At 28.6% G+C, this 21239-nt stretch carries 22 protein-coding genes and 2 pseudogenes; 17 read left to right on the plus strand and 7 right to left on the minus strand.

Annotation, left to right across the window (positions count from 1 at the left end; translation table 11 throughout):
- Positions 1 to 246, plus strand: a pseudogene (locus JG780_RS02480) (methyl-accepting chemotaxis protein); the annotation flags it as partial.
- Between the two features lie 251 nt (positions 247 to 497).
- On the opposite strand, the gene JG780_RS02485 reads toward JG780_RS02480, so the two are convergent.
- The 6 genes and pseudogenes from JG780_RS02485 to JG780_RS02510 form a co-directional block, all read right to left on the minus strand.
- Positions 498 to 1595 (minus strand): S-layer homology domain-containing protein, encoded by a 1098-nt coding sequence (locus JG780_RS02485; RefSeq protein ID WP_287569112.1) that lies wholly within the window; start codon positions 1593 to 1595, stop codon positions 498 to 500.
- Positions 1596 to 1619: 24 nt separating this feature from the next.
- A pseudogene (locus tag JG780_RS02490) lies at positions 1620 to 2656 on the minus strand (protein-glutamate methylesterase/protein-glutamine glutaminase).
- Positions 2638 to 3117, minus strand: coding sequence for a diacylglycerol kinase family protein (locus JG780_RS02495; RefSeq protein WP_004103474.1), 480 nt, complete (start codon positions 3115 to 3117; stop codon positions 2638 to 2640). Before JG780_RS02495 ends, JG780_RS02490 begins: the two are co-directional and overlap by 19 nt.
- Positions 3080 to 3682: a 2-oxoacid:ferredoxin oxidoreductase subunit gamma family protein gene (locus JG780_RS02500; RefSeq protein WP_287569113.1), complete on the minus strand. Its 603-nt coding sequence runs from the start codon at positions 3680 to 3682 to the stop codon at positions 3080 to 3082. Before JG780_RS02500 ends, JG780_RS02495 begins: the two co-directional genes overlap by 38 nt.
- A gap of 3 nt (positions 3683 to 3685) precedes the next feature.
- On the minus strand, positions 3686 to 4510 hold the full coding sequence (locus JG780_RS02505; RefSeq protein WP_012579345.1) for a 2-oxoacid:ferredoxin oxidoreductase subunit beta: 825 nt from the start codon (positions 4508 to 4510) through the stop codon (positions 3686 to 3688).
- Complete coding sequence (locus tag JG780_RS02510) at positions 4497 to 5009, minus strand: deoxycytidylate deaminase (protein ID WP_004103479.1); 513 nt, start codon at positions 5007 to 5009, stop codon at positions 4497 to 4499. Before JG780_RS02510 ends, JG780_RS02505 begins: the two co-directional genes overlap by 14 nt.
- A gap of 184 nt (positions 5010 to 5193) precedes the next feature.
- Here JG780_RS02510 and JG780_RS02515 point away from each other — a divergent pair, with 184 nt between their 5' ends.
- The 12 genes from JG780_RS02515 to JG780_RS02570 are packed head-to-tail and all read left to right on the plus strand — an operon-like array spanning position 5194 to position 15362.
- A complete protein-coding gene (locus tag JG780_RS02515; protein WP_004103485.1) occupies positions 5194 to 6396 on the plus strand; it encodes an adenosylhomocysteinase in 1203 nt (400 codons plus the stop codon).
- Positions 6397 to 6400: 4 nt separating this feature from the next.
- Entirely contained in the window at positions 6401 to 7798 is a 1398-nt protein-coding gene (locus JG780_RS02520) for an Rne/Rng family ribonuclease (RefSeq protein WP_012579346.1), read from the plus strand.
- A 15-nt stretch (positions 7799 to 7813) separates the two neighbouring features.
- Entirely contained in the window at positions 7814 to 9490 is a 1677-nt protein-coding gene (locus JG780_RS02525) for a nucleoside kinase (RefSeq protein ID WP_012579347.1), read from the plus strand.
- Positions 9487 to 10389 (plus strand): DUF4941 domain-containing protein, encoded by a 903-nt coding sequence (locus tag JG780_RS02530; protein WP_287569114.1) that lies wholly within the window; start codon positions 9487 to 9489, stop codon positions 10387 to 10389. Before JG780_RS02525 ends, JG780_RS02530 begins: the two co-directional genes overlap by 4 nt.
- Positions 10386 to 10844, plus strand: coding sequence for a GerMN domain-containing protein (locus JG780_RS02535; RefSeq protein ID WP_287569115.1), 459 nt, complete (start codon positions 10386 to 10388; stop codon positions 10842 to 10844). The genes JG780_RS02530 and JG780_RS02535 overlap by 4 nt, the downstream gene beginning before the upstream one ends.
- Before the next feature lie 4 nt (positions 10845 to 10848).
- Complete coding sequence (gene hfq / locus JG780_RS02540; protein WP_287569116.1) at positions 10849 to 11103, plus strand: RNA chaperone Hfq; 255 nt, start codon at positions 10849 to 10851, stop codon at positions 11101 to 11103.
- Positions 11090 to 12166: a GTPase HflX gene (gene hflX / locus JG780_RS02545; protein ID WP_287569117.1), complete on the plus strand. Its 1077-nt coding sequence runs from the start codon at positions 11090 to 11092 to the stop codon at positions 12164 to 12166. Before hfq ends, hflX begins: the two co-directional genes overlap by 14 nt.
- The gene (locus JG780_RS02550; RefSeq protein ID WP_004103494.1) at positions 12167 to 13132 is read left to right on the plus strand and encodes a M23 family metallopeptidase; all 966 of its coding nucleotides are present in this window, start codon (positions 12167 to 12169) and stop codon (positions 13130 to 13132) included. It abuts the gene before it with no gap.
- 2 nt (positions 13133 to 13134) lie between these two features.
- A complete protein-coding gene (locus JG780_RS02555) occupies positions 13135 to 13455 on the plus strand; it encodes a hypothetical protein (protein ID WP_287569118.1) in 321 nt (106 codons plus the stop codon).
- The gene (gene metK, locus JG780_RS02560; protein WP_287569119.1) at positions 13452 to 14639 is read left to right on the plus strand and encodes a methionine adenosyltransferase; all 1188 of its coding nucleotides are present in this window, start codon (positions 13452 to 13454) and stop codon (positions 14637 to 14639) included. The genes JG780_RS02555 and metK overlap by 4 nt, the downstream gene beginning before the upstream one ends.
- A gap of 21 nt (positions 14640 to 14660) precedes the next feature.
- Positions 14661 to 14939, plus strand: a complete 279-nt coding sequence (gene rpsT / locus JG780_RS02565) for a 30S ribosomal protein S20 (protein WP_287569121.1) — start codon at positions 14661 to 14663, stop codon at positions 14937 to 14939.
- A 15-nt stretch (positions 14940 to 14954) separates the two neighbouring features.
- Entirely contained in the window at positions 14955 to 15362 is a 408-nt protein-coding gene (locus tag JG780_RS02570; RefSeq protein WP_012579353.1) for a hypothetical protein, read from the plus strand.
- A 44-nt stretch (positions 15363 to 15406) separates the two neighbouring features.
- Here JG780_RS02570 and JG780_RS02575 read toward each other — a convergent pair whose 3' ends face one another.
- Positions 15407 to 16219: a hypothetical protein gene (locus tag JG780_RS02575; RefSeq protein ID WP_287569124.1), complete on the minus strand. Its 813-nt coding sequence runs from the start codon at positions 16217 to 16219 to the stop codon at positions 15407 to 15409.
- A gap of 81 nt (positions 16220 to 16300) precedes the next feature.
- Between JG780_RS02575 and JG780_RS02580 the strand changes: the two genes are divergently transcribed.
- From JG780_RS02580 to JG780_RS02595, 4 genes are read left to right on the plus strand one after another with little or no spacing between them, the layout of a single operon-like run.
- A complete protein-coding gene (locus tag JG780_RS02580; RefSeq protein ID WP_287569125.1) occupies positions 16301 to 16933 on the plus strand; it encodes an HAD family hydrolase in 633 nt (210 codons plus the stop codon).
- Positions 16934 to 16956: 23 nt separating this feature from the next.
- Positions 16957 to 20052, plus strand: coding sequence for a reverse gyrase (gene rgy / locus JG780_RS02585; RefSeq protein ID WP_287569126.1), 3096 nt, complete (start codon positions 16957 to 16959; stop codon positions 20050 to 20052).
- On the plus strand, positions 20049 to 20753 hold the full coding sequence (locus JG780_RS02590) for a KaiC domain-containing protein (RefSeq protein ID WP_287569127.1): 705 nt from the start codon (positions 20049 to 20051) through the stop codon (positions 20751 to 20753). Before rgy ends, JG780_RS02590 begins: the two co-directional genes overlap by 4 nt.
- Before the next feature lie 14 nt (positions 20754 to 20767).
- A complete protein-coding gene (locus JG780_RS02595; RefSeq protein WP_004103513.1) occupies positions 20768 to 21202 on the plus strand; it encodes a transcriptional regulator in 435 nt (144 codons plus the stop codon).
- Positions 21203 to 21239 lie beyond the last annotated feature (37 nt).

Here is a 21239-nt window from a genome sequence, read left to right on the forward strand (position 1 = left end):
AACATCTCAACAATGACAAATGATTTGGCAGCAACAAGTGAAGAGCAAAGTGGAGCATCAGAAGAAGTAAGTGCAGCAATAGATAGAGTAACAAGAACGTTAGATGAGGTAGAAAATGAAATAAAACAAATGGCAATGGATGTTGAAGAACAAGCAAAACAGGCAAGTGAAGTAAAAACTTACTCTGACGACTTAAATGTTGCTGTATCTTCTTTGAATGAATACCTTTCTAAGTTTAAAATATAATTTATACAATTTGATTATTGCATTTATACCCCCTGATTAGTATTAATTTATTCAGGGGGTTTTTGTTTTTATATGATCAACAGCTTCTTCTAAATAAAGTTAAATAAAATTTATTTAACATAGCATAAATTAAACTTTTTATGGTATTATTTCTTTGATATTTTTCTGATAATAATTCATTTATTAAATTAAAAACTCCACCCCTAAACTTTAATGGGTGGAGTTTTCATCTTTTAAAATCTAAACTTTATTTACTTACTTAAAATTAAATAAATTGCCACTCCTGAAACTGCGACAGAAATTACAGAAAGAATCATTGAAAAAGTGCTTAATGTAGAATTCGAAGAATTTTCTAAATTTTCAACTTTTTGTGTTAATTTTTCTACTGAATTGTTTGTGTCATCTTTAAATTGATTAAAATCACTTTCAATTGTTTCAATCTTTGCAACTGTTTGCTCCATACTATTTACCTTTTCATTTAATGAATTAATTTGTTTTTCGAATTGGCTAATTTTTACGTCATTTTGTGAAGTATAAGTTTGGAAATCTACTTTTAATTGTGTAATATCACCAGATAATGCAGATATTCTAGTATCCCATGCTTTAGTTTTTGCATTAATATATTCTTCTAAACCTGTGACTTTATCATTTATACTATCTATCACTGCTATTTTTTCTTTCAATGTTTCAAGGTCTGTTTTTATAACTGATATTTCTCCCTCGAGTCCTGAAATTTTATTTTCCATTGTTGCTTGAAAATTGCTAAATTGAGAGTTTATACTATCCTTAAATGCATTATATTCGTTAAAACTAACTTTGCTGTCTAATATTGTTTTTAAATTGTTACCTGACAATGCCGCTTCTAAATCTTCTAATTTTCTTGAATTATCGGCAACTGAATTTTTAATCGATGATAAATCTATCGAAAGACTTTTTACATCATTCTTTGTATTTACTATTGAAGTTTTTAACTCACTTAAATCCGATGAAAGAACTTGTACAGTATCTTTAATCGTTGCTAGATCTTCAATTTTATTCATTGCCGTACTTACAATATCCGAAAGTGTTAATATCTGCTCTCTTAAACTACTAATATTTGAAGTATTTGAAACAGCTTTATCTATTTTTTCCTGCAAATAGTTCATAGTTCTATAAATTGCCACTGCCACTTGATACCTTGTCATTGCTTGATTTCCTTGAAATGTTCCATCAGGCATTCCACTAATTATACCTAATTTACTTAACTCATTTACAGCATCGTATGCCCAATGATTAACAGGAACATCTTTAAAACTTGCAAAAGTTAAAAACGATAAAAGTAAAGTAATGACAATCAAAACTTTTTTCATATTCTACACCTCCCAAATTTATTTTTATACAATTTCTACCAATTTCTCTGGTATTTTGTATGCCGGAAGCTCAAAATCAGCATATCCTTCCTCAACAACAGATTTTGGCATGCCATAAACAACGCAAGTTTCTTTTGATTCTGCAATAACTATTCCTTTATAATACTTTACCTTGAATGCTCCTTTAGTTCCATCTTTTCCCATTCCAGTTAATATAACTGCAATTGTCTTATCCTTATAAATCTCCGCAACTTTATCAAGAGTAAAATCTACTGCAGGTCTAACATTATTAATCTTTTCACTCTTTTCAAGGTAAACCACACTCTTCTTATCATGTTGCTTAATTCCAAGATGATAATCTCCCGGAGCAATATAAACTTTGCCAGGTTCTAAAACGTCACCTTCTTCAGCTTCTTTAACATAAAGGTTAGAAATTTTGTTTAATCTTTGAGCCAAAGATTTTGTAAAACCAGCAGGCATATGCTGAACGATTATTATAGGTGCTGGATAATTTTCTGGTAGAGGTGGAATAACCAAATCTAACGATTTTGGTCCACCGGTTGATGATCCAATTACAACAATTTTACTTGAAACCAAACTCTTTAAATTTAACTTTTTAGATGTATAAGTAGCCTTTCTCACTAATGACTTTACATCAACTTGCATTGCTGCTCTTATCTTTTGAATTAAGTCACCCGCAATTTTTCTAAAATTCATTGAAATACTTCCGGCCGGTTTAGTAATAAAATCTACTGCTCCAAGTTCCAATGCGGTAATAGTAATATCAGCACCTTCTTCAGTAAGACTACTTACCATAATTACTCTCGTAGGTGCTCTTTTCATTATTTCTTTTAATGCCTCAATGCCATTTAACTTAGGCATTTCAACATCCAAAGTAATGATATCAGGTTTTGTTTTTATCGCAAGTTCTATCGCTTCCATACCATCTTTTGCAATTCCCACAATTTGCATATCTTTTTCTTTTTCCAATACATCCTTTAAAACCATTCTCATAAATCTGAATCATCAACAATTAATATCCTTATCTTTTTTTCTTCCACTTTCTCACTCCTAAAATTAAATATATTAATGGAAAAGCTGTCACAAAGACAAATCCAACAACTTTAGCTATTAATACATTCCAATTAAATAAATAATTTCCAATAATTGCAATACCCACTACCACAGAAAAAAGAGCCGCCCATAAAACTACGCCAGAACTTATATCCTTTATTACTTTAACTATTGGATGATATTCTGGAACAAACAAATCTAAAATTTTTTCTATTAATGTATTAATTAATTCAGAAATTATCACAAAAAATACTGCAAAAAAAATCCATATGTAATTATTTTTATCAATAGGTAAAAACAATGTTATAAAAAGAATTACAAAACCAACAAAAAAATGTATTCTTAAATTTCTTTCACTTGATAACGCATATATAATACCTTCAATTGCATGTTCAAAAGATTCTTTTAAATTATTCGAAGCCAATCGTCCGTTTAATTTTTCTTTCAATTCTTGGTTTGTATACTTTTTCTGTGAGGGTTGTTCCATACTTCACCGCCTCAATATTTTTTTCAACATATTTTGGATTCATATTTTCTTTAATTGATTCAATCAAACTGTCAATATCTACCAAAGAAGTCGCCTTTAAAACAACACCTAACATTATCATATTTGCAAACATCTCATTTCCAAACTTTTCCAAGGCCATTTTTGAAACAGGCAGTGCAATCTTTCTTTTAGTCATTCTAAACATATCAGCTGGTAATTCACTAATATGAGTATTATCTATAATAATTATACCATTATTTCTCACATTTTTACACTGCGAAATCATAGATGGATGTAAAATAATTAAAATATCAAACAAAGTTGCTTTAGGAAAATCTATAGGCTGATTTAAAACAAGTAGATCACAATAACTTGGCCCACCCCTAACTTGTGCGGTATAATTCTGAGTCTGAACAACATACTTTCCTGACTTTACAAGTGCCTTTGCCAAAATCAAACCAGAAACTAAATTCCCCTGTCCTCCAATTCCAGCAATTCTTATAGAAAACGGTCTGTTTATTTCCATAAATTACACCTCCGAATTTTTCACAATTGAAAATATTTTTTTGTAATTTTCATAAAAATCTGGTTTCTCTTCTTTTTTAAATTGACCAATTATTATTTTCCCCTCTAGTTCTTCTTTTGATAATTTTTCCGCTTTTTCTTTCATAACTGTATTGTTTTTAAAATATTCATGTATATCCCATGCATTTCTCATTCCATTGTATCTTCCATAATATGTATGACAATTTGTTAAGACTTCTATAACACTCATTCCTCTATGACTTATACCTTCTTTTATATACTTTACAGTTAAAGGATAATGATAAACAGTGCTTCTTGCAACATAAGTTGCTCCTGAAGTTAAAGCTAGTTCAACTATATCGAAAGAATTCTCTATATTTCCATATGGCATCGTACTTGCTATCTTTTCATGCGGAGTAGTAGGTGAGTGCTGTCCTCCAGTCATTCCATAAATCATATTGTTAAAAATAATAACTGTAATATCTAGATTTCTTCTACAAGCGTGTATAAAATGATTCCCTCCAATTGCAGTAATATCACCATCACCGCCCATAACCACTACCTTAAAATCAGGTCTTGCAAGTTTTACACCTGTAGCAAAAGCTATTGCCCTTCCATGAAGGGTGTGCAATGTATTAAAATCTAGATAACCAGTTGCCCTTGAAGAACAACCAATTCCTGAAACAACAGCTACTCTATCCTTTTCTAACTTTAATTCATTAACCGCATCAATAAAAGATTTTAAAATTATTCCATTTCCACAACCGGGACACCAAACTGTAGGCCACCTGTCAATCCTTAAATAATTTATTAAATCATCCCTTTTCATGAATAACACCTCCATGTTTTTCAACAGAAATTTTAGATGTCTTAAACAAAAAATCTGTGAGTGAATCTGGATAATCATTTAAATACACTACCTTTTTGATACCTGCATTAATTATTAGCCTTGCACAAACTGAACATGGTTTATGAGTTACATATATTGTGGCACCATCAGTTGATATACCAAATTTTGCTGCCTGCATCAAAGCATTTTGCTCTGCATGAAGAGCATAACACACTTCTTGATTTTCCCCAGATTTAATATTCAAATCATCCCTAATACAACCTATGTCATCACAATGAGGAAAACCAGAAGGAGGTTGGTTATAACCTGTCGCCAAAATTCTCTTATCTTTAACAATAACAGCTCCAACTTTTCTATGAAAACAAGTAGAACGGGTAGCTATAATTTCAGCAATTTTCAAAAAGTAGCTATCCCAACTTTCACGTTTGTCCATCGATATAGTTATTTTTAAATTTTTTAAATAAGAATCTAAATTCATTTTATTGCTCCCTCCAAAATAACTGTTCTATAAAAGATTTTAATATATATTAAATTAAAAGCAAGTCCCAAATATTTGAAATAGATTGTATTAACTATTTGTATCTACAAAAAATACCTATTTAGTCAATTAATATGATAAAATATCTTTGTAATGACAAAATAGATACATAGGAGGCGATGAAATGGAAAGTGGTAGAAAAAAAATCGAATGGGTTTCAAATTTTATGCCTTTATTAAATTACCTAAAAAAAGAATATAAAGGAGTTTTTAATAGTACTAAAATTGGTATGGCAATCCATTTGGAAGCAAAAACTGCTTATTTAGCAATTACCTTAAAAGAACTTGGAGCTGATGTTTTCGTTACAGGGTGTAATCCATTATCTACGCAAGATGATGTAGCAGCTGCATTATCTGAATATGGTATAACTGTTCACGCAAAAAGAACTCATGACGAAAAAATTTATTTTAACAATCTAAACAAAGTACTTGATCATGAACCTGAACTAATTTTAGATGATGGTGCAGATCTAAGTGTGATTTTGCATACTGAAAGAACAGAGCTTTTAAAAAATGTTAAAGGAATTTCTGAAGAAACAACTACCGGAGTTAGAAGACTTTTAAACCTTCAAGAAAAAGGCCTTTTAAAAGTTCCCGTTATAGCCGTTAATAATGCAAAAATGAAACATTTTTTTGACAATAGATATGGAACTGGACAATCCACTTGGGATTCAATAATGAGAAATACAAATACATTGATTGCTGGTAAAAATGTAGTTGTTGCCGGATATGGCTGGTGTGGTAGAGGTATTGCTATGAGAGCCAAAGGATTGGGGGCAAATGTTATTGTTACTGAGGTAGATCCTATAAAAGCTATAGAGGCACTTATGGATGGGTTTAATGTCATGAAAATGTCAGAAGCAGCTAAAATTGCAGATATAGTGGTAACATCAACAGGTGTAAAAGATGTGGTAAAATATGAAGATATATTAAACATGAAAAATGGTGTTATACTTGCAAATGCTGGTCATTTTAATGTAGAAATTCCAATAGAAAAAATAGAAAAAAATGCTGAAAAAATTTTTGAAGCAAGAGAAAATGTTAAAGGATATATAATAAATGGTAAAAAAATTTTCGTTATTGGAGAAGGAAGACTTGTAAACCTTGCAGCTGGAGATGGTCATCCAATCGAAATTATGGATCTTTCATTTGCACTTCAAACATTATCTTTAATTTATATTCATAAAAATTATAAAAATCTTGAAAACAAAGTTTATCAATATCCTGAAGAATTAGATGAAAAGGTTGCAACATTAAAACTTAAATCACTAGGTATAGAAATTGACAAGTTATCAGAAGAACAAAGGGAGTACCTGAAAGGATATTGATATTATGGAAAAAATTCTAGTATTAAATTCCATTGAAGATAACTTACATTATGCTATAATTGAAAACAATAAATTGGTAGAACTATTTTCTGACGAAGAAAAAAAACTAACTGGAAATATTTATCTTGGAAGAGTTGAAAAAGTTGTCAATGCTCTTGATGCAATTTTTGTCAACATAGGTGAAAAAAAGAATGGATTTTTGAGAATTAAAGATATACCTGAAAAATACTATGATTACTTTTCAGTGAAAGAAATTAAAGAAGGTTCTAAAATACTTATCCAAGTAAAAAAAGATCCAACAGGCACAAAGGGGCCTCAATTAACCGCTAACATAAGTATTGCTGGTAGATATTTAGTAGTTTTCCCTTTTTCAAATGTTAACGGAGTATCTAAAAAGATAGAATCAGAAGACGAACGGCAAAGGTTATACAAAATTGCAAATGAAATATCTAATAACAATGGATTCGGTGTAGTAATAAGAACTGCAGCCGAAGGATTAAATGAAAAATATATTTATTCTGAAGCAATCACTTTAAAAGAAAAACTTGATGATTTATTATCAAATTTTAAAAGAAAAAGAAAAATACAAATATTATATACCGAGGAAAGCTTAATAGATTATATACTACGTGAAAGATTAACCAAAGAAGTCACTCAGGTAATTACAAATAATATAAAACATATAGAAGTTATAAGAAAATATTTAAAAATATTTCCAAAAAGACCTAAAATAGAAATAATAGATGGAGATAGTTTTGAATACACAAATGTAAATAAATATTTTAAAGAGCTAATTAAGAGAACTATAACCTTACCTTCCGGTGGGGAAATAATAATAGATAAAACGGAAGCATTAACAGTAATTGATGTAAACTCAAAGCATTTTACAAAAGGTCTAAATCAACAAGAAACTGCATTTAAAACAAATTACGAAGCTGTTGAAGAAATATTCAGGCAACTTCGTTTAAGGAATATTGGAGGTATTGTAATTATAGATTTTATTGATATGAACAGTGAAGAAAATAAAAACAAAATACTCGAAAAAGTAAATGAAGAAATAAAAAAAGACAAAAGTAAAATTGAAATTTTTGGATTTACAAAACTTGGTCTATTGGAATTATCACGCAAGAGAACAATCAAATCATTTTTCGAAAATTATGTATCTACATGTCCAGTCTGTGGTGGTTCTGGTTTTATCCAATCACCACGGTTCCTTTTAAAAGAAATTTTTGCTAAAATTGAAAACGCTCCAAAAGAAGCAAAGGAAGTAATTATTAAACTTCATCCATATATGAAAAATTACATAGATAAAAGCGAATTAAAAAAAAGAAAAGATTTAAACTATCATATTCATTTTACACATACTGATCCTAAAACATTTGAAATTACTTGGAAAATATAAAAAGGGGGAAAAGATATGGAAAGAATCGAATTAACATTTAAAGATGATGGAAAAAAAATTACTGTTGAAAAAGGAACAACGCTCGAAAGATTTGTAGACGAATATGAAAAATACTACGAATCTCCAATAGTTGCAGCCAAACTTAACAATTCTATAGTTGAGTTGTTTAGGCCTATTATTAGATCTGGCGAAGTTGAATTCTTAGATATAAACTCAACAGATGGCTTTAGAATATATCAAAGAGGATTGCTGTTCATTTTAAAACATACTTTAAAAAAACTTTACCCTGATTATACTCTAAAAGTATCACATAGCGTAGGAAAAGCTATATATTGCGAATTAAAATCAAAAAATAATAAAAAAATACTCTCTGAGAGCGAAATTAAAAAAGTAAAAGACGAAATGATGAAACTAATAAATGAAAACAAAAAGTTTATTAAGCTTGAACTTTTAAAATCAGAAGCTTTAAAATTATTTGAAGAACTTGGATTTAATGACAAAGTAAGTTTATTAAAATATAGAAAGAAAAAAACAGTAAAAGTATATAAAGTTGATGATAACTTTGATTACTTCTATGGTTATATGCCTTTAAGTACTGGAATACTAAAATATTTTGATCTTGCAAAATATGAAGAAGGATTTGTTTTGATTTTACCAACATTCAAAGACAAAAAACCGATAATAGAATTTAAACCTCTACCCAAACTTTCAGCAGTATTTTTAGAATATGAAAAATGGTTAGAAATTATGAATATAGATAGTGTTGGAGACTTAAACGATTTAATTGCAAGAGGAGAAAGAAGTGTTACTGATTTAATAATAATGTCAGAAGCATTGCACGAAAAAAGAATAGCCTTCATTGCTGAAGAAATCAAAAAGAGAAAAAATGTAAGATTAATTCTAATCGCTGGACCATCTTCAAGTGGAAAAACTACCTTTTCAAAAAGACTCATGGTTCAATTGCGCGCAAGCGGGCTAAGGCCTGTTACAATTTCCTTAGATGATTATTTTGTAGATAGGGAAAGAACTCCGCTTGATGAAAATGGAAAGCCTGACTTTGAAGCTTTGGAAGCAATAGATATTGAATTATTTAATAAAAACCTCCTTGATTTATTTGAAGGAAAAACTGTTGAAATACCAAAATTCGACTTTACTACGGGTAAAAGAAAAGAAAAAGGTACTCTAATGAAAATATCTAAAGATCAACCAATAATTGTTGAAGGTATACATGGTTTAAATCCAAAATTAACAAGCTTAATACCAGAAGAATTAAAATTTAAAATTTATGCAAGCGCTCTAACACAATTAAATTTAGATAATACAAATAGAATCCATACCACTGATACCAGACTTCTTAGAAGAATAGTTAGAGATAGCAAATTTAGAGCTCATGATGCTCTTGCAACTCTAAAAATGTGGCCAAGCGTTAGAAGAGGCGAAGATAGAAATATCTTTCCACATCAAGAAAATGCGGATATAATGTTCAACAGTGCTCTTGTATATGAGATAGCTGTATTAAAGATATTTGCTGAACCTTTGCTTATAGCGGTTCCTGATGATGTTCCAGAAAGTACTGAAGCAACAAGACTTTTAAAAATTCTTGATTACTTCTTGCCAATTACAAATATTGAAGATATTCCAAGAACTTCTCTTATAAGAGAATTTATTGGAAGGAGTGTGTTTAAATATTGAAAAAATTTATTGTTGCTATAGTAATCTTTCTCCTAGCTTTAAATAGCTTTTCAGAAATTATAAAATTTGATAATTATACATTAAATGCAACAAATATAAACTTTGAGACGGTCGAAGAAATTTTAGAAAAGTATTCTAAGTTTCTTTCAACAAGCGAAATTTCGACTGGAACAATTGGCTCATTTAATTACATCGAGTGGGAAGATAAAATTATCTATTTTTCTAAAAATGTAGTTGTCTTAGGAGAAAATGCGTTAGATAATCCAAATTTTGATGACATTTTCAATTTTTTTAATATAAAATACTTAAAAAAAGAAAATGAATATAACTTTGCTGAAATGGTAATAACAAAAGTAGAAGATTTTGGAAGTTATTTACAGTTTGATTATCTCGGCAAAAATTTTATTGATATTGAAGCAACTGATAATGCAATTAATATAATTTCAAAAGGTTTAATATATTTCAAGGATAATCTATACGAACCTGGAAGTATATTATTAACCAAAAATATTGATTCTTCATACAAAACTGAATTAAATATTTTACCTAAACGAACAATCGTGCAATTTATTAAAGAATACAATATTAAAAATATTATCGTAAAGCTTTTTGGCGAAAAAATTGAAAAGTACGATTCTAAAAGTTTTGCTATAATATTCAAAGATAGCAATATAAATGCTGTATTTGTACCAAACTACTCCCCGGATTTTTCCGGAAATGATTGGAAAGTTTTTTCGATATCAGATAAATTTGGAAAACTTGTTTCAAAAAAATTTAATTTAAAACTCTTTTATGTCCCATTTGTTCAAGTTCCAAAAGATCTCCCTGCTATTGTAATCTTTACTTCACAAAATAGCTGGAAACAAATTTCTGAATTTGTTGAAGGTGAGTTACAATGAAAAGGATAATTACATTACTTTTTATACTTATAGCTTCTTTTACATTAGTTGCTTCAAAAATTGCTTTTATTGAAAATAATGGTATAATTCTTTTAGAAGTAGGCGAATTTTCTTCAAATAAGGTTGTAGCTGTACAAGAAATTTTTGAAAAATTTTCAAAAGTTAAATTAAGTGGCAATCAAAAAAACTTTGTACCTCAAGGCATTTTAAATGCTTACTATTTTGTTGATACAGCATTAATAATTGATCTAAATTCTAAAAATATACAAAATTACAGCAGTGAAGAAGAAATCTTTCTATTATTACAAATTCTATATTCACTTTTTGAAAACATAAATGGTATTGATAGAATTTATATATTAGTTGATGGAAAACAAAGTGAAATTTTTATTAGGAGCGTTAATATTTATTTTTCTTTTCCAAAAGATTTATATAAAATTAAAAAGGGGGATTAAAGGTATGGCAGAAAAATTTAATTTACAAGACAGATTTTTAAACATTCTAAGAACTAACAAAATACCAGTTAAAGTTTACTTGGTTAATGGTTTTCAAACTAAAGGAATTATAAGATCCTTTGATAATTTTACAATGCTTTTGGAAAATGGTAGCCAACAAAATTTAATTTATAAACATGCAGTTAGTACAATTATGCCAGAAAGTTTTGTCAAACTAACTAAGCAACAAAACGAAGAATCTGAAGATGATGGAAAGTAAAGCATTAATTATAGGTTTATATAAACCTTCATATACCGAATCTTTTCTAGAGTTGGAAGAGTTGTGTGAAACTATAGGCATAAAAGTTGTAGATAAAATTTTTCAGAAAAGAAACAAACCTAATCCTTCTTTTTACATAGGAAAAGGATTATTAGAAAAAGTTAAGGAATTTTTCATACGTGAAGATATTGATTATTTGGTTATTGATGATAATATATCACATATTCAAAGAAGGAATATAGAAAAATATCTTGAAAAAAAAGTTTATGATAGAACAGAGATTATATTGGAAATCTTTGCAAAACATGCAAAAACAAATGAGGGAAGATTACAAGTTGAAATTGCAAGATTAAAGTATTTGTTGCCATACCTTGTCGGACAGGGGAAGGAACTTTCAAGATTAGGTGGAGGTATAGGAACAAGAGGGCCAGGAGAAAAAAGCTTAGAATATTCAAAAAGATATATTAAAAATAGAATTAAAAAGTTAGAAAGCAAGTTAAAAAAACTTGAATCTATTAGGCAAGTTCAACGAAAAAAGAGAAATCAAAGCAATATTTACAAAGTTTCTATAGTTGGTTATACTAATGCCGGAAAAACTACATTATTATCAAATTTAGCCAAGGAAACTTTGTTGTCAAAAAATGAAATGTTTACAACTCTTTCGCCGGTTTCACGGAGAGTACTACTTCCAAGTGGTAGATATGCAATTTTTTCTGACACAGTTGGTTTCATTAGAAATCTACACCCTTTGATAATAGAAGCTTTTCATTCAACTTTAGAAGAAATAAATTTTTCAGACTTGATAATAATTTTAGTTGATGTAGCTGATAAAAACTTCGAAGAAAAATTAGAAATAATTGATGAAACGCTTGAATCAATAAACATAGCTAAAATAAAGACTTTACTAGTATTCAACAAAATCGATTTATGCCATAAAGATTATATTAAAAATTTGCAAAGAAGATTTTCAAATGCAGTTTTTATATCTGCAAAAAACAAAGAAAACATATCAACACTCTTACATCAAGTAGAAAATTTACTACAGAAGGAGGTCAAAATTTAAATGAAAAAAACAGTCGCGTTTATTCTTTTAATATTAATCACTTTATCATTTTCAAATTTTATTCCACCGGTAGATGATAGTTATATTACTTCTTCCTTTGCTGAATTCAGAAGCACGGGTAATTTACCACATTTTCATGGGGGAATTGATTTCAGCACATTTTCGAAAGAAGGTATACCAATCAAAGCAATTTATGAAGGCTATGTTGTTAGAGTTGAATTAAATGATCCTATCTACGGAAACGTTATTGTTTTACAACATCCTAACGGTTATAGATCTTTATATGCACATCTCAGTAATTTTAATTATACAATCGAAAATATTATAAAAAGTTTACAAGAAGAATTTCAAAACCAAAAAATTGTTATTAATTTTCCAGATAATGAAATTAAATTTTCACAAGGTGATATTATTGCATATTCAGGAAAAACAGGTGAAGCTGTAAAGCCTCATTGTCATCTTGAAATAAGAAATAGTGATGAAACGTTAATGTTTGATCCTATTGATTTTTTAAATGTTCAAGCTCCAAATGGTGAAATAATTTTAAAAGAACTAATTATAAATGGGAAAAGTTATAACTACACTGAAGGTGAAACTTATTCCTTTAAAGGAGAATATCCTAAAATTGAAATAAATTCTTATTTATTTGTTAACAATAATTTGCTTGGTCTTAAAGAAATAAAGCTTTACATTGCAAACAAACTAGTGTATGATATATTACTTGATGAAGTATCAAAAGAAGAATTTTATAAACCATACATTGTTTATTCAAAAGATTCAATTGCAGCAGGGTATATATACAAAACATATTATAAACTTTATCCGGAGATACTTGGTGGACCAATTAAAGTTAATAATTTTCCAACTCTAAATACAAATACAGACTTTTTCCAAGTAAGAATTGAAGCATATGACCCATGGAAAAGAGTTAAAGAATTTACATTTAACCTTAAACGGGAGAGATAGATATGTTTGGTTTTTTTAAGAAAAAAAAGAATATAGAGAAAAATCCATTCTATAACGAAAAAGATTCTTTGGTTATATATATAAAATGTGATAAATGCGGAGAAGTTTTTAGAAGCCACTTAAGAAAGGGTTATGATTTTTTTAATGAATACGACAACCCAAATGTCAGATACAAAATAGAAAAATTATACGTTGGTTCTAAATGTCCAAACAAAATTGAAGTTAGAGCACAATTTACTGGTTCATATAAGCCAGTAAGTTTTGATATATCTGGAGGAAAGTTTATTTCAAAAGAAGAGTATGAAAAGGAGGTTGAGGAATGAAAAGACTATTCACAAGTGAAAGCGTTACTGAAGGTCATCCAGACAAGGTAGCAGATCAAATCAGCGATGCTATCTTGGACGCGATGTTAGAACAAGATCCAAAGTCTAGGGTTGCTGTAGAAACACTAGTTACAACAGGTATTGCTATAGTTTCTGGTGAGGTAACAACAAGAGCATATGTTGATATTCAAGACATAGTAAGAAAAACTATTTTAGATATTGGTTATACCAGGGCAAAATATGGTTTTGATGGTGAAACATGTGCAGTATTGTCATCGATTCACAGTCAATCTCCAGATATTGCACTAGGTGTTGATAAAGCTCTTGAAGCTAAAGAAGGGGAATTAATAGCAGAAGATGAACTCGAACAAGTTGGAGCAGGAGATCAAGGAATGATGTTTGGTTACGCTACAAATGAAACAAAAGAATATATGCCACTTCCAATAATCCTTTCTCATAAGCTTGCTATGAAACTATCTGAAGTAAGAAAAAATGGTACACTTCCATTTTTAAGACCAGATGGAAAGACTCAAGTAACAATTGAATACGACGAAAACGACAAACCAGTAAGAGTCGATACTGTTTTAATTTCCACACAACATGAGCCTGATGTTACAATTTCAGAAATAAAAGAAGCATTAATTAAGCACGTAATTGATCCTATAATTCCAGAAGAACTTAGAGATGACAAAATGAAAATTTTAGTAAATCCCACTGGAAGATTTGTCCTAGGTGGTCCATCAGCAGATACAGGACTAACTGGAAGAAAAATTATCGTTGACACATACGGTGGTGCAGTACCTCACGGTGGAGGTGCCTTTAGTGGAAAAGATCCAACAAAGGTAGATAGATCCGCACACTATTTTGCAAGATACGTTGCTAAAAATGTTGTTGCAGCAGGTCTTGCAGACAAATTCATGATTCAAGTTGCTTATGCAATTGGAAAAGCACAACCAGTATCAGTAATGATCAATACCTTTGGAACTGCTAAAACTGATGAAGATAAAATTTTAAAAGCAATTCTTGAGATTTTTGACTTTAGACCAGGTGCAATAATCAAAAAATTAAATCTTTTAAGACCAATATACAAGAAAACTGCAGCTTATGGTCACTTTGGAAGAGAATTAGAGGAATTTACTTGGGAAAAATTAGATATGGTTAATGAACTTAAGAAAATTTTATAATAAACGGGAGGTATGAGATTTATGCCAAACATAAAATCTGCAAAAAAAAGAGTTAAAGTTTCAGAAAGAAATAGATTAATCAATAAAGCATATAAAACAAGAATGAAAAATTCCATAAAAAAGGTTTTATTAGAACTTCAAGAAGGAAAATCACGTGAAGAAGTTGAACAGTTGTATAAAGTAGCTCAAAGTGCAATTGATAAAGCTGCTAAAATAGGTGCAATACACAAAAACCAAGCATCAAGAAGAAAATCAAGATTAATTGCGAAAATAAACAAACATTTTGCAAGTAAAGAATAATTTTGGAGGTGCAGCATGCCGTTTCATTATACAATAGAAATGCTAGTAAATGAACCAAAAGCTAAATCAATTCTCCAAAATGAAGAAATAATTAACTTAGCAGAAAAAAATGAAACCAAAATAGAATATCAAAACGGAAATCTTATTTTGACTTGTGCTGAAAATCAAGATCTTGACGAGGAATTAGTTAAAAAAATTTTAAGTACTATAAGTGGAAGTGTTACAGCAAAGGCTTATCTAATTGACGGAAAATCAAAAATTGAAATTTTTAATGGAAAACTTGATCCTAAAAACCCGTTTGGAAACTCTCAAGATGACATTCAGGAAAGAACTATTGAAAGCATAGAAGAAGAAATTGATGATAGCGGAATAGTAATCGACGAAGATTTAGAAGACTTCTTAGATTATGATGAAGAAGAATAAAATTAAATTAACATGGCTTTGAGTTAAAACTCAAAGCCATGTTTTTATTTTACAAAACTTGATAAAATTTTAGAAAGAACATTTGCAAAACTAATATACTCATTATTTTCAAAAGCAATTTCACTTTCAAAACTATAAAGTGATAGAAATCCAACGCATTCTTTATCTTTAAATATTGGGATTGATAGTGATGAAGTTAGCCTTAATAAATTACCATGTTTTACCAATTCATTAACTTTTTCCATTCTTTTATTATCCACTTCCAAATAATATTCATCTAAAATCTCATCCAATTTTACTACCATAGGTTTTTTAAATCTTTCAGTATAAATCTCATCTTCAAAGAATAACAATTTTTTCATAAATTCATCATTATCAAATCCATAAGACGATTTAATTTTAAAATAGTTATTTATCTTTTTTGATAATAATGCAGCATCAACTTCAGCTAAATTTTTTACAATTATTTCTAAAAAATTATCTAAACTATTACTTGAAAATAATCCTTCTCTTTCCCATTCTTCATAAAACTTCGTATAAATTAATTCTATCAACTCAAAAAATTTTGCCTTCAAATTATTCTTTAACAATTCACTTGCATTTTTGAAAGTTATAATAAAGTTTAATCCATCTTTTATTATACTTACTTCAAAGATACCATGATCAGTATCAAACGAAAAATTATTTGCATTATCTAACATTTTTATTCGATACTGACTCAAGAAAATTTCTATAATATCCTGAGTTGTATCTAAATCAAATTTTGAATAATAAACTTTGTAGTTATTAACGCTAAATTCTATAACTATATCAAATAATCTACTTAACATTAAATCGCTAATAAAAATCACCTCCATTTTCGTCTATTTATATTATTTTACCATGAAAACTTTATGATACAATCTATTTAGATTAACTTAAAATGAAGGAGGTATAAAATGTATATCTTTGTAGATTATGATGGAACATTAGTTAAAAACAGTGAAGAAAAATTTATGAAAACATACTTTTCTATCCTTTCAAGAAAAGTAAAATTACCTATTGAAAAAATTTTTAATCTAGTAATGGACAGCATTTACGAAATTACAAAAATTGAAGATCCTTCCAAAAATCTTTTTGAAAGATTTTTGGAATCAATTTCTAAAAAAACTGGTAAAAGTAAAGATTATTGGTATAATATTTTTCTTGACTTTTACAAAAATGAATTCGATGAATTAAGAAAGATTATAAAAGTCAACAAAAAACTAACAAATTTTATTAAAAACTCCAACTATAAATTCATATTTGCATCAAATCCATTATTTCCTGAAATTGCTGTAAAAAAAAGAATAGATTTTGCAAATTTATCCCCCGAAAACTTTTTCTACATTGCTACAATGGAAAATTCACATTATGCAAAACCAAATCCAAAATTTTTTGCTGAGATTTTAAAAAAAATTGGTGTTGCTGCTGATAAATGTTTAATGATAGGAGATACTGAAAATGATAAAGCCTCTGAAAAAGTTGGTATTAAATTTATAAATGTGAATAATTTTAAACCAGAACTAATTAAAATATATTTCGAAAAGTAATTTAGCTGACAAGGGGGAAAAATATGCCTGTAAATCTAAAATTTGATCACTCATGCATTAACTGTGAAAAGATTAACACAGATGATAGAAATTTAAAAGGACTTCCCTGCATTAAATGTCTTCCAAATGAAACTAATGATTATATTAATAGTTTAATAACGACTAATAAACTATACAAATTAGAAAAATATATTAGATTTGAAAATGAATTCAAAGACTTTTTTAATTTTTTTGTGGAAAAAACAGGATTAAAACTAAATGGATACCAAAAACTATGGACAAAGAGAGTTTTACTCTCAAAAAGCTTTACAATGATAGCACCAACTGGCCTTGGGAAAACTACCTTTGGAATTTTAATGGCTATTTGGCTTGCCAAAAAAGAAAAAAAATCCATATTAATATTTCCAACAATTACAATTGTAAAACAAGTTGTTGAAAAAATTAAAAAACTAGATAAAACAATAAAAGTATTGTACTACAATTCAAATATGAAAAAGTCTGAAAAAGAAGATTTTGAAAAACGATTCAAAAAAGATGACTATAAAATACTTATAGTCTCTACTCAATTTATTTCAAAACGTAAAGAAGAATTAAAAAACAAATTCTTTGATTTTGTATTTATTGATGATGTTGATTCAGTGTTAAAATCGTCAAAAAACATTGAAACAATTATTATGCTAACTGGCGTACCAGAAAATATAATAAATGAAACATTAAAAAAGTTAAAAAGTGGGCAAAAGCCGGAAATTAAAGATCTTAAGAAGGGAATATTAGTCGTATCTTCTGCAACTGCAAGGCCTAATGGAATAAGACCTTTATTATTCAGATACATCTTTAACTTTAATTTAGGAAAACCAAGTTTTTTTTCCAGAAATATAATTCACATTAGATATAAAAACAAAGAAATTAATCAACTAATCGAATTATTAAAAATTTTAAACGATGGAATAATAATCTACGCCGAAAATGAAAATGAAGCAAAAAAGCTAAAAGAAGCGCTTAAAAAAAATAATATTGAAGCTGGAACAAGCTGGGAAAACTTTGAAGAATCTTTTGAAAAATTCAAAAATGGAAAATTAAATATTTTAATTGGAATTTCTTCCTATTATGGAAAACTTGTTAGAGGAATAGACTTGCCTGAAAAAATAAAAGCTGTAATCTTCTGGGGAATCCCAAAGTTTAGAATCGAAAAAGAAGATTTAATTTTACCGGATATTTACACCTATGTACAAGCAACCGGAAGAACTTCAAGATTATTTAAAGGAAATTTATTAAAAGGTGCTAGTTTTGTTTTTGAAGAAAATGATGAAATATTCGAAAAACTTTCTTCTAGACTTTTTTGGATTACTGATGAAGAATTCTACAATTACAATGATATAGACATAAAGAAATTAGCTAATGAATTAAATGAATCAAGGAAAAATATACAAAATAAAGAATTAGAATTTTCTTCAAAACTCATAATAGTTGAATCTCCAACAAAAGCTGAAACACTAGCAAAATTCTTTGGTATATCTTCTATAAGAAGTTTAAACGGGTTAATTTCTTTTGAGTCAATAACTAAAGAAGGCTTAATAACAATAACCGCAACAAAAGGTCACACATATGACTTAATTACAAGAGAAGGTTATCATGGTGTAGAATTTTCAAATAATACCTTTATTCCAATTTATAACACAATTAAAAAATGCAAAGATTGTGGATATCAATTTGTAGATAACTACGATAAATGTCCAAAATGCAATTCAAAAAATATTGATGATAAATTAAATGTTTTAAAGGCTCTAAGAGAACTATCCCTTGAAGTTGATGAAATTTTAATAGCATCGGATCCCGATGTTGAAGGTGAAAAAATTGCATATGACATTCTACAATATATTTATCCCGTAAATAGTAATATTAAAAGAATAGAACTTCATGAGATAACTCGTAACGCATTTTTAAAAGGAATCGATGAAAAAAGGGAAATAAAAGAAAATTTAGTAAAATCTCAAATTATAAGGCGAATTGAGGACAGATGGATTGGGTTTGAACTAAGTCAAAAACTACAAACCAATTTTAAAAGAACACTTTCTGCCGGAAGAGTTCAAAGTACCGTGTTAGGTTGGATTATTCAACGAGAAAAAGAGTACAAAAATAGTATTAAAAAATTCACATCTTTTACATTTGAAAATGGATTAAAAGTAGAATTTGAAGGAATACATGAAAATGCTACACTCAAAATTGAAAACATATATGAAGATACAATAGCTCCACCAGCACCTTTTAATACTTCAACTATTTTATCTGAAATTTCAAAAAAATACAAATTATCAGTAAATGAAATTATGTCCATTCTGCAAAATCTTTTTGAAAATGGATTTATAACTTATCACAGAACCGATTCAACTAGAATTTCAAAGACAGGGCAAGCAGTTGCAGAAAAATACTTTAAATTAATTAATAAACCTCATTTATATAAACCAAAAAGTTATGGAAATGAAGGTGCTCATGAGGGAATTAGGCCAGTAAAGCCTATTTCCCCCGAAGAACTTAAAGATATGATAAAGGAAAAAATAATAAATCTTGATAAAAAACATTTACTAATCTACAAAGAAATATTTAATAGATTCCTTGCAAGTCAATCGAAAGAAATTAAGGTAAAAAAAGCAAGACTAAACATAATCACTGAAAATTCGAAAAAAAGTGAAGAAATAATAACCGAAATTTTAGAAGATGGTTGGAACATTTTTATGCCAATAAAAGTCATACAAATAATGGATGAAAATAAAGTAACTGATAGAAAAGTTTACAATAAGCATACGGTGCCACTTTTTACACAAGCAACTATAATAGAAGAAATGAAGTCAAAAAATATAGGAAGGCCTTCAACATACGCTAAAATAATCTCAGTTTTATTTGAAAGAAAATATATATTTGAAGATAAATATAAAAGAATAATTCCCACAAAACTTGGAAAAATTGTATACAACTTTTTAAATTCAAAATACAACAAATTTATAAATGAAGAAACAACTAGAACATTAGAAAAAATAATGGATGAAGTTGAAAAAGGCATAAAAGAATTTCAACAAACACTTCATGAAATATATAATGAAATAAAAGGGGGAATTAAATGAAAAAAGTAAGTACCGGAATAATAGGGTTAGATGAAATACTCAATGGCGGTATTCCAGAAAAAAATGTTGTACTACTAAGCGGTGGGCCTGGAACTGGTAAATCAATATTTTCACAGCAATTTCTATGGCACGGGCTTCAAAATAACGAACCTGGAATTTATGTAGCACTTGAAGAGCATCCAATCCAAGTTAGACAAAATATGTCCCAATTTGGATGGAACATAAAACCATTCGAAGAAAAAGGATTATTTGCACTTATAGATGCATTTACTGCTGGCTTTGGAAAATCAAAAGAATTTGAAAAGTACATTGTTAGAGACCTAAACGATTTACACGATTTCATAGATGTATTAAGACAAGCAATAAAAGATATAAACGCTAAAAGAGTTGTTATAGATTCTGTAACAACATTATATTTAAACAAGCCAACCTATGCTAGAAGCATAATTCTTCAACTCAAAAGAGTACTAGCAGGTACAGGTTGCACTTCTTTATTAGTTAGCCAAGTTAGTATTGATGAAAGAGGCTTTGGTGGTCCAGGTGTGGAACATGGAGTAGATGGAATTATAAGACTTGATCTAGATGAAATCAAAGGTGAACTTAAAAGATCATTACTAATATGGAAAATGCGCGGAACTCCGCATTCTCTAAAAAGACATTACTTTGAAATAACACAAAGCGGTATAAAAATAACAAGCTAAGGAGGTGAGCCATTATGATACCACTAACTCCTATGGGAAAACAAGAAATTCACAAACTTGAAAGTATATTACTTTATGCGACATTATTTAGAAAAGATGTTTTAGAACTAATAAAAGATCCGTCTGAAAGACTCACATGGGTTGACAGTTTAGCGGTTGCCTCAAGTGCAATAGCAAGAGAAAAAGCTGGGATGAGAGTTCCAGAAATAGCTGAAGAACTTGGTAGAACAGAACAAACAATTAGAAAACATTTAAAAGGAGAAAGTAAAGCGGGTCAAATTGTTAGAGAAACATACGATTTACTAAAACAAGGTCAAATCGATGAATCACAAATCTCAATTAGTTCAATTTTAGAAGAAAACGAAAAATTAAAACAAGAAAATTATATTTTGAAAAATTTCATAAAAGAATTCTATAACAAAGTTAAGGATTACCTTCCAGAAGATTAATCTCTTTGATTTACTTTTCAATCTATTTCTCGTTAAT

It is taken from the genome of Thermosipho sp. (in: thermotogales) (assembly GCF_020054775.1).
GTDB classification, from domain to species: Bacteria; Thermotogota; Thermotogae; order Thermotogales; family Fervidobacteriaceae; genus Thermosipho; species Thermosipho africanus.

What these genes read in the sequence shown, in the direction of transcription:
- JG780_RS02590 (WP_287569127.1), top strand. Translation starts at nt 20,049, where the DNA reads ATGAAAAAAGTAAGTACCGGAATAATAGGGTTAGATGAAATACTCAAT.
- JG780_RS02505 (WP_012579345.1), bottom strand. Translation starts at nt 4,510, where the DNA reads ATGAAAAGGGATGATTTAATAAATTATTTAAGGATTGACAGGTGGCCT.
- rpsT (WP_287569121.1), top strand. Translation starts at nt 14,661, where the DNA reads ATGCCAAACATAAAATCTGCAAAAAAAAGAGTTAAAGTTTCAGAAAGA.
- JG780_RS02570 (WP_012579353.1), top strand. Translation starts at nt 14,955, where the DNA reads ATGCCGTTTCATTATACAATAGAAATGCTAGTAAATGAACCAAAAGCT.
- JG780_RS02500 (WP_287569113.1), bottom strand. Translation starts at nt 3,682, where the DNA reads ATGGAAATAAACAGACCGTTTTCTATAAGAATTGCTGGAATTGGAGGA.
- JG780_RS02550 (WP_004103494.1), top strand. Translation starts at nt 12,167, where the DNA reads ATGAAAAAAACAGTCGCGTTTATTCTTTTAATATTAATCACTTTATCA.
- JG780_RS02520 (WP_012579346.1), top strand. Translation starts at nt 6,401, where the DNA reads ATGGAAAAAATTCTAGTATTAAATTCCATTGAAGATAACTTACATTAT.
- JG780_RS02595 (WP_004103513.1), top strand. Translation starts at nt 20,768, where the DNA reads ATGATACCACTAACTCCTATGGGAAAACAAGAAATTCACAAACTTGAA.
- JG780_RS02525 (WP_012579347.1), top strand. Translation starts at nt 7,814, where the DNA reads ATGGAAAGAATCGAATTAACATTTAAAGATGATGGAAAAAAAATTACT.
- JG780_RS02535 (WP_287569115.1), top strand. Translation starts at nt 10,386, where the DNA reads ATGAAAAGGATAATTACATTACTTTTTATACTTATAGCTTCTTTTACA.
- JG780_RS02485 (WP_287569112.1), bottom strand. Translation starts at nt 1,595, where the DNA reads ATGAAAAAAGTTTTGATTGTCATTACTTTACTTTTATCGTTTTTAACT.
- JG780_RS02555 (WP_287569118.1), top strand. Translation starts at nt 13,135, where the DNA reads ATGTTTGGTTTTTTTAAGAAAAAAAAGAATATAGAGAAAAATCCATTC.
- JG780_RS02510 (WP_004103479.1), bottom strand. Translation starts at nt 5,009, where the DNA reads ATGAATTTAGATTCTTATTTAAAAAATTTAAAAATAACTATATCGATG.
- JG780_RS02580 (WP_287569125.1), top strand. Translation starts at nt 16,301, where the DNA reads ATGTATATCTTTGTAGATTATGATGGAACATTAGTTAAAAACAGTGAA.
- JG780_RS02575 (WP_287569124.1), bottom strand. Translation starts at nt 16,219, where the DNA reads ATGGAGGTGATTTTTATTAGCGATTTAATGTTAAGTAGATTATTTGAT.
- metK (WP_287569119.1), top strand. Translation starts at nt 13,452, where the DNA reads ATGAAAAGACTATTCACAAGTGAAAGCGTTACTGAAGGTCATCCAGAC.
- hfq (WP_287569116.1), top strand. Translation starts at nt 10,849, where the DNA reads ATGGCAGAAAAATTTAATTTACAAGACAGATTTTTAAACATTCTAAGA.
- hflX (WP_287569117.1), top strand. Translation starts at nt 11,090, where the DNA reads ATGATGGAAAGTAAAGCATTAATTATAGGTTTATATAAACCTTCATAT.
- rgy (WP_287569126.1), top strand. Translation starts at nt 16,957, where the DNA reads ATGCCTGTAAATCTAAAATTTGATCACTCATGCATTAACTGTGAAAAG.
- JG780_RS02515 (WP_004103485.1), top strand. Translation starts at nt 5,194, where the DNA reads ATGGAAAGTGGTAGAAAAAAAATCGAATGGGTTTCAAATTTTATGCCT.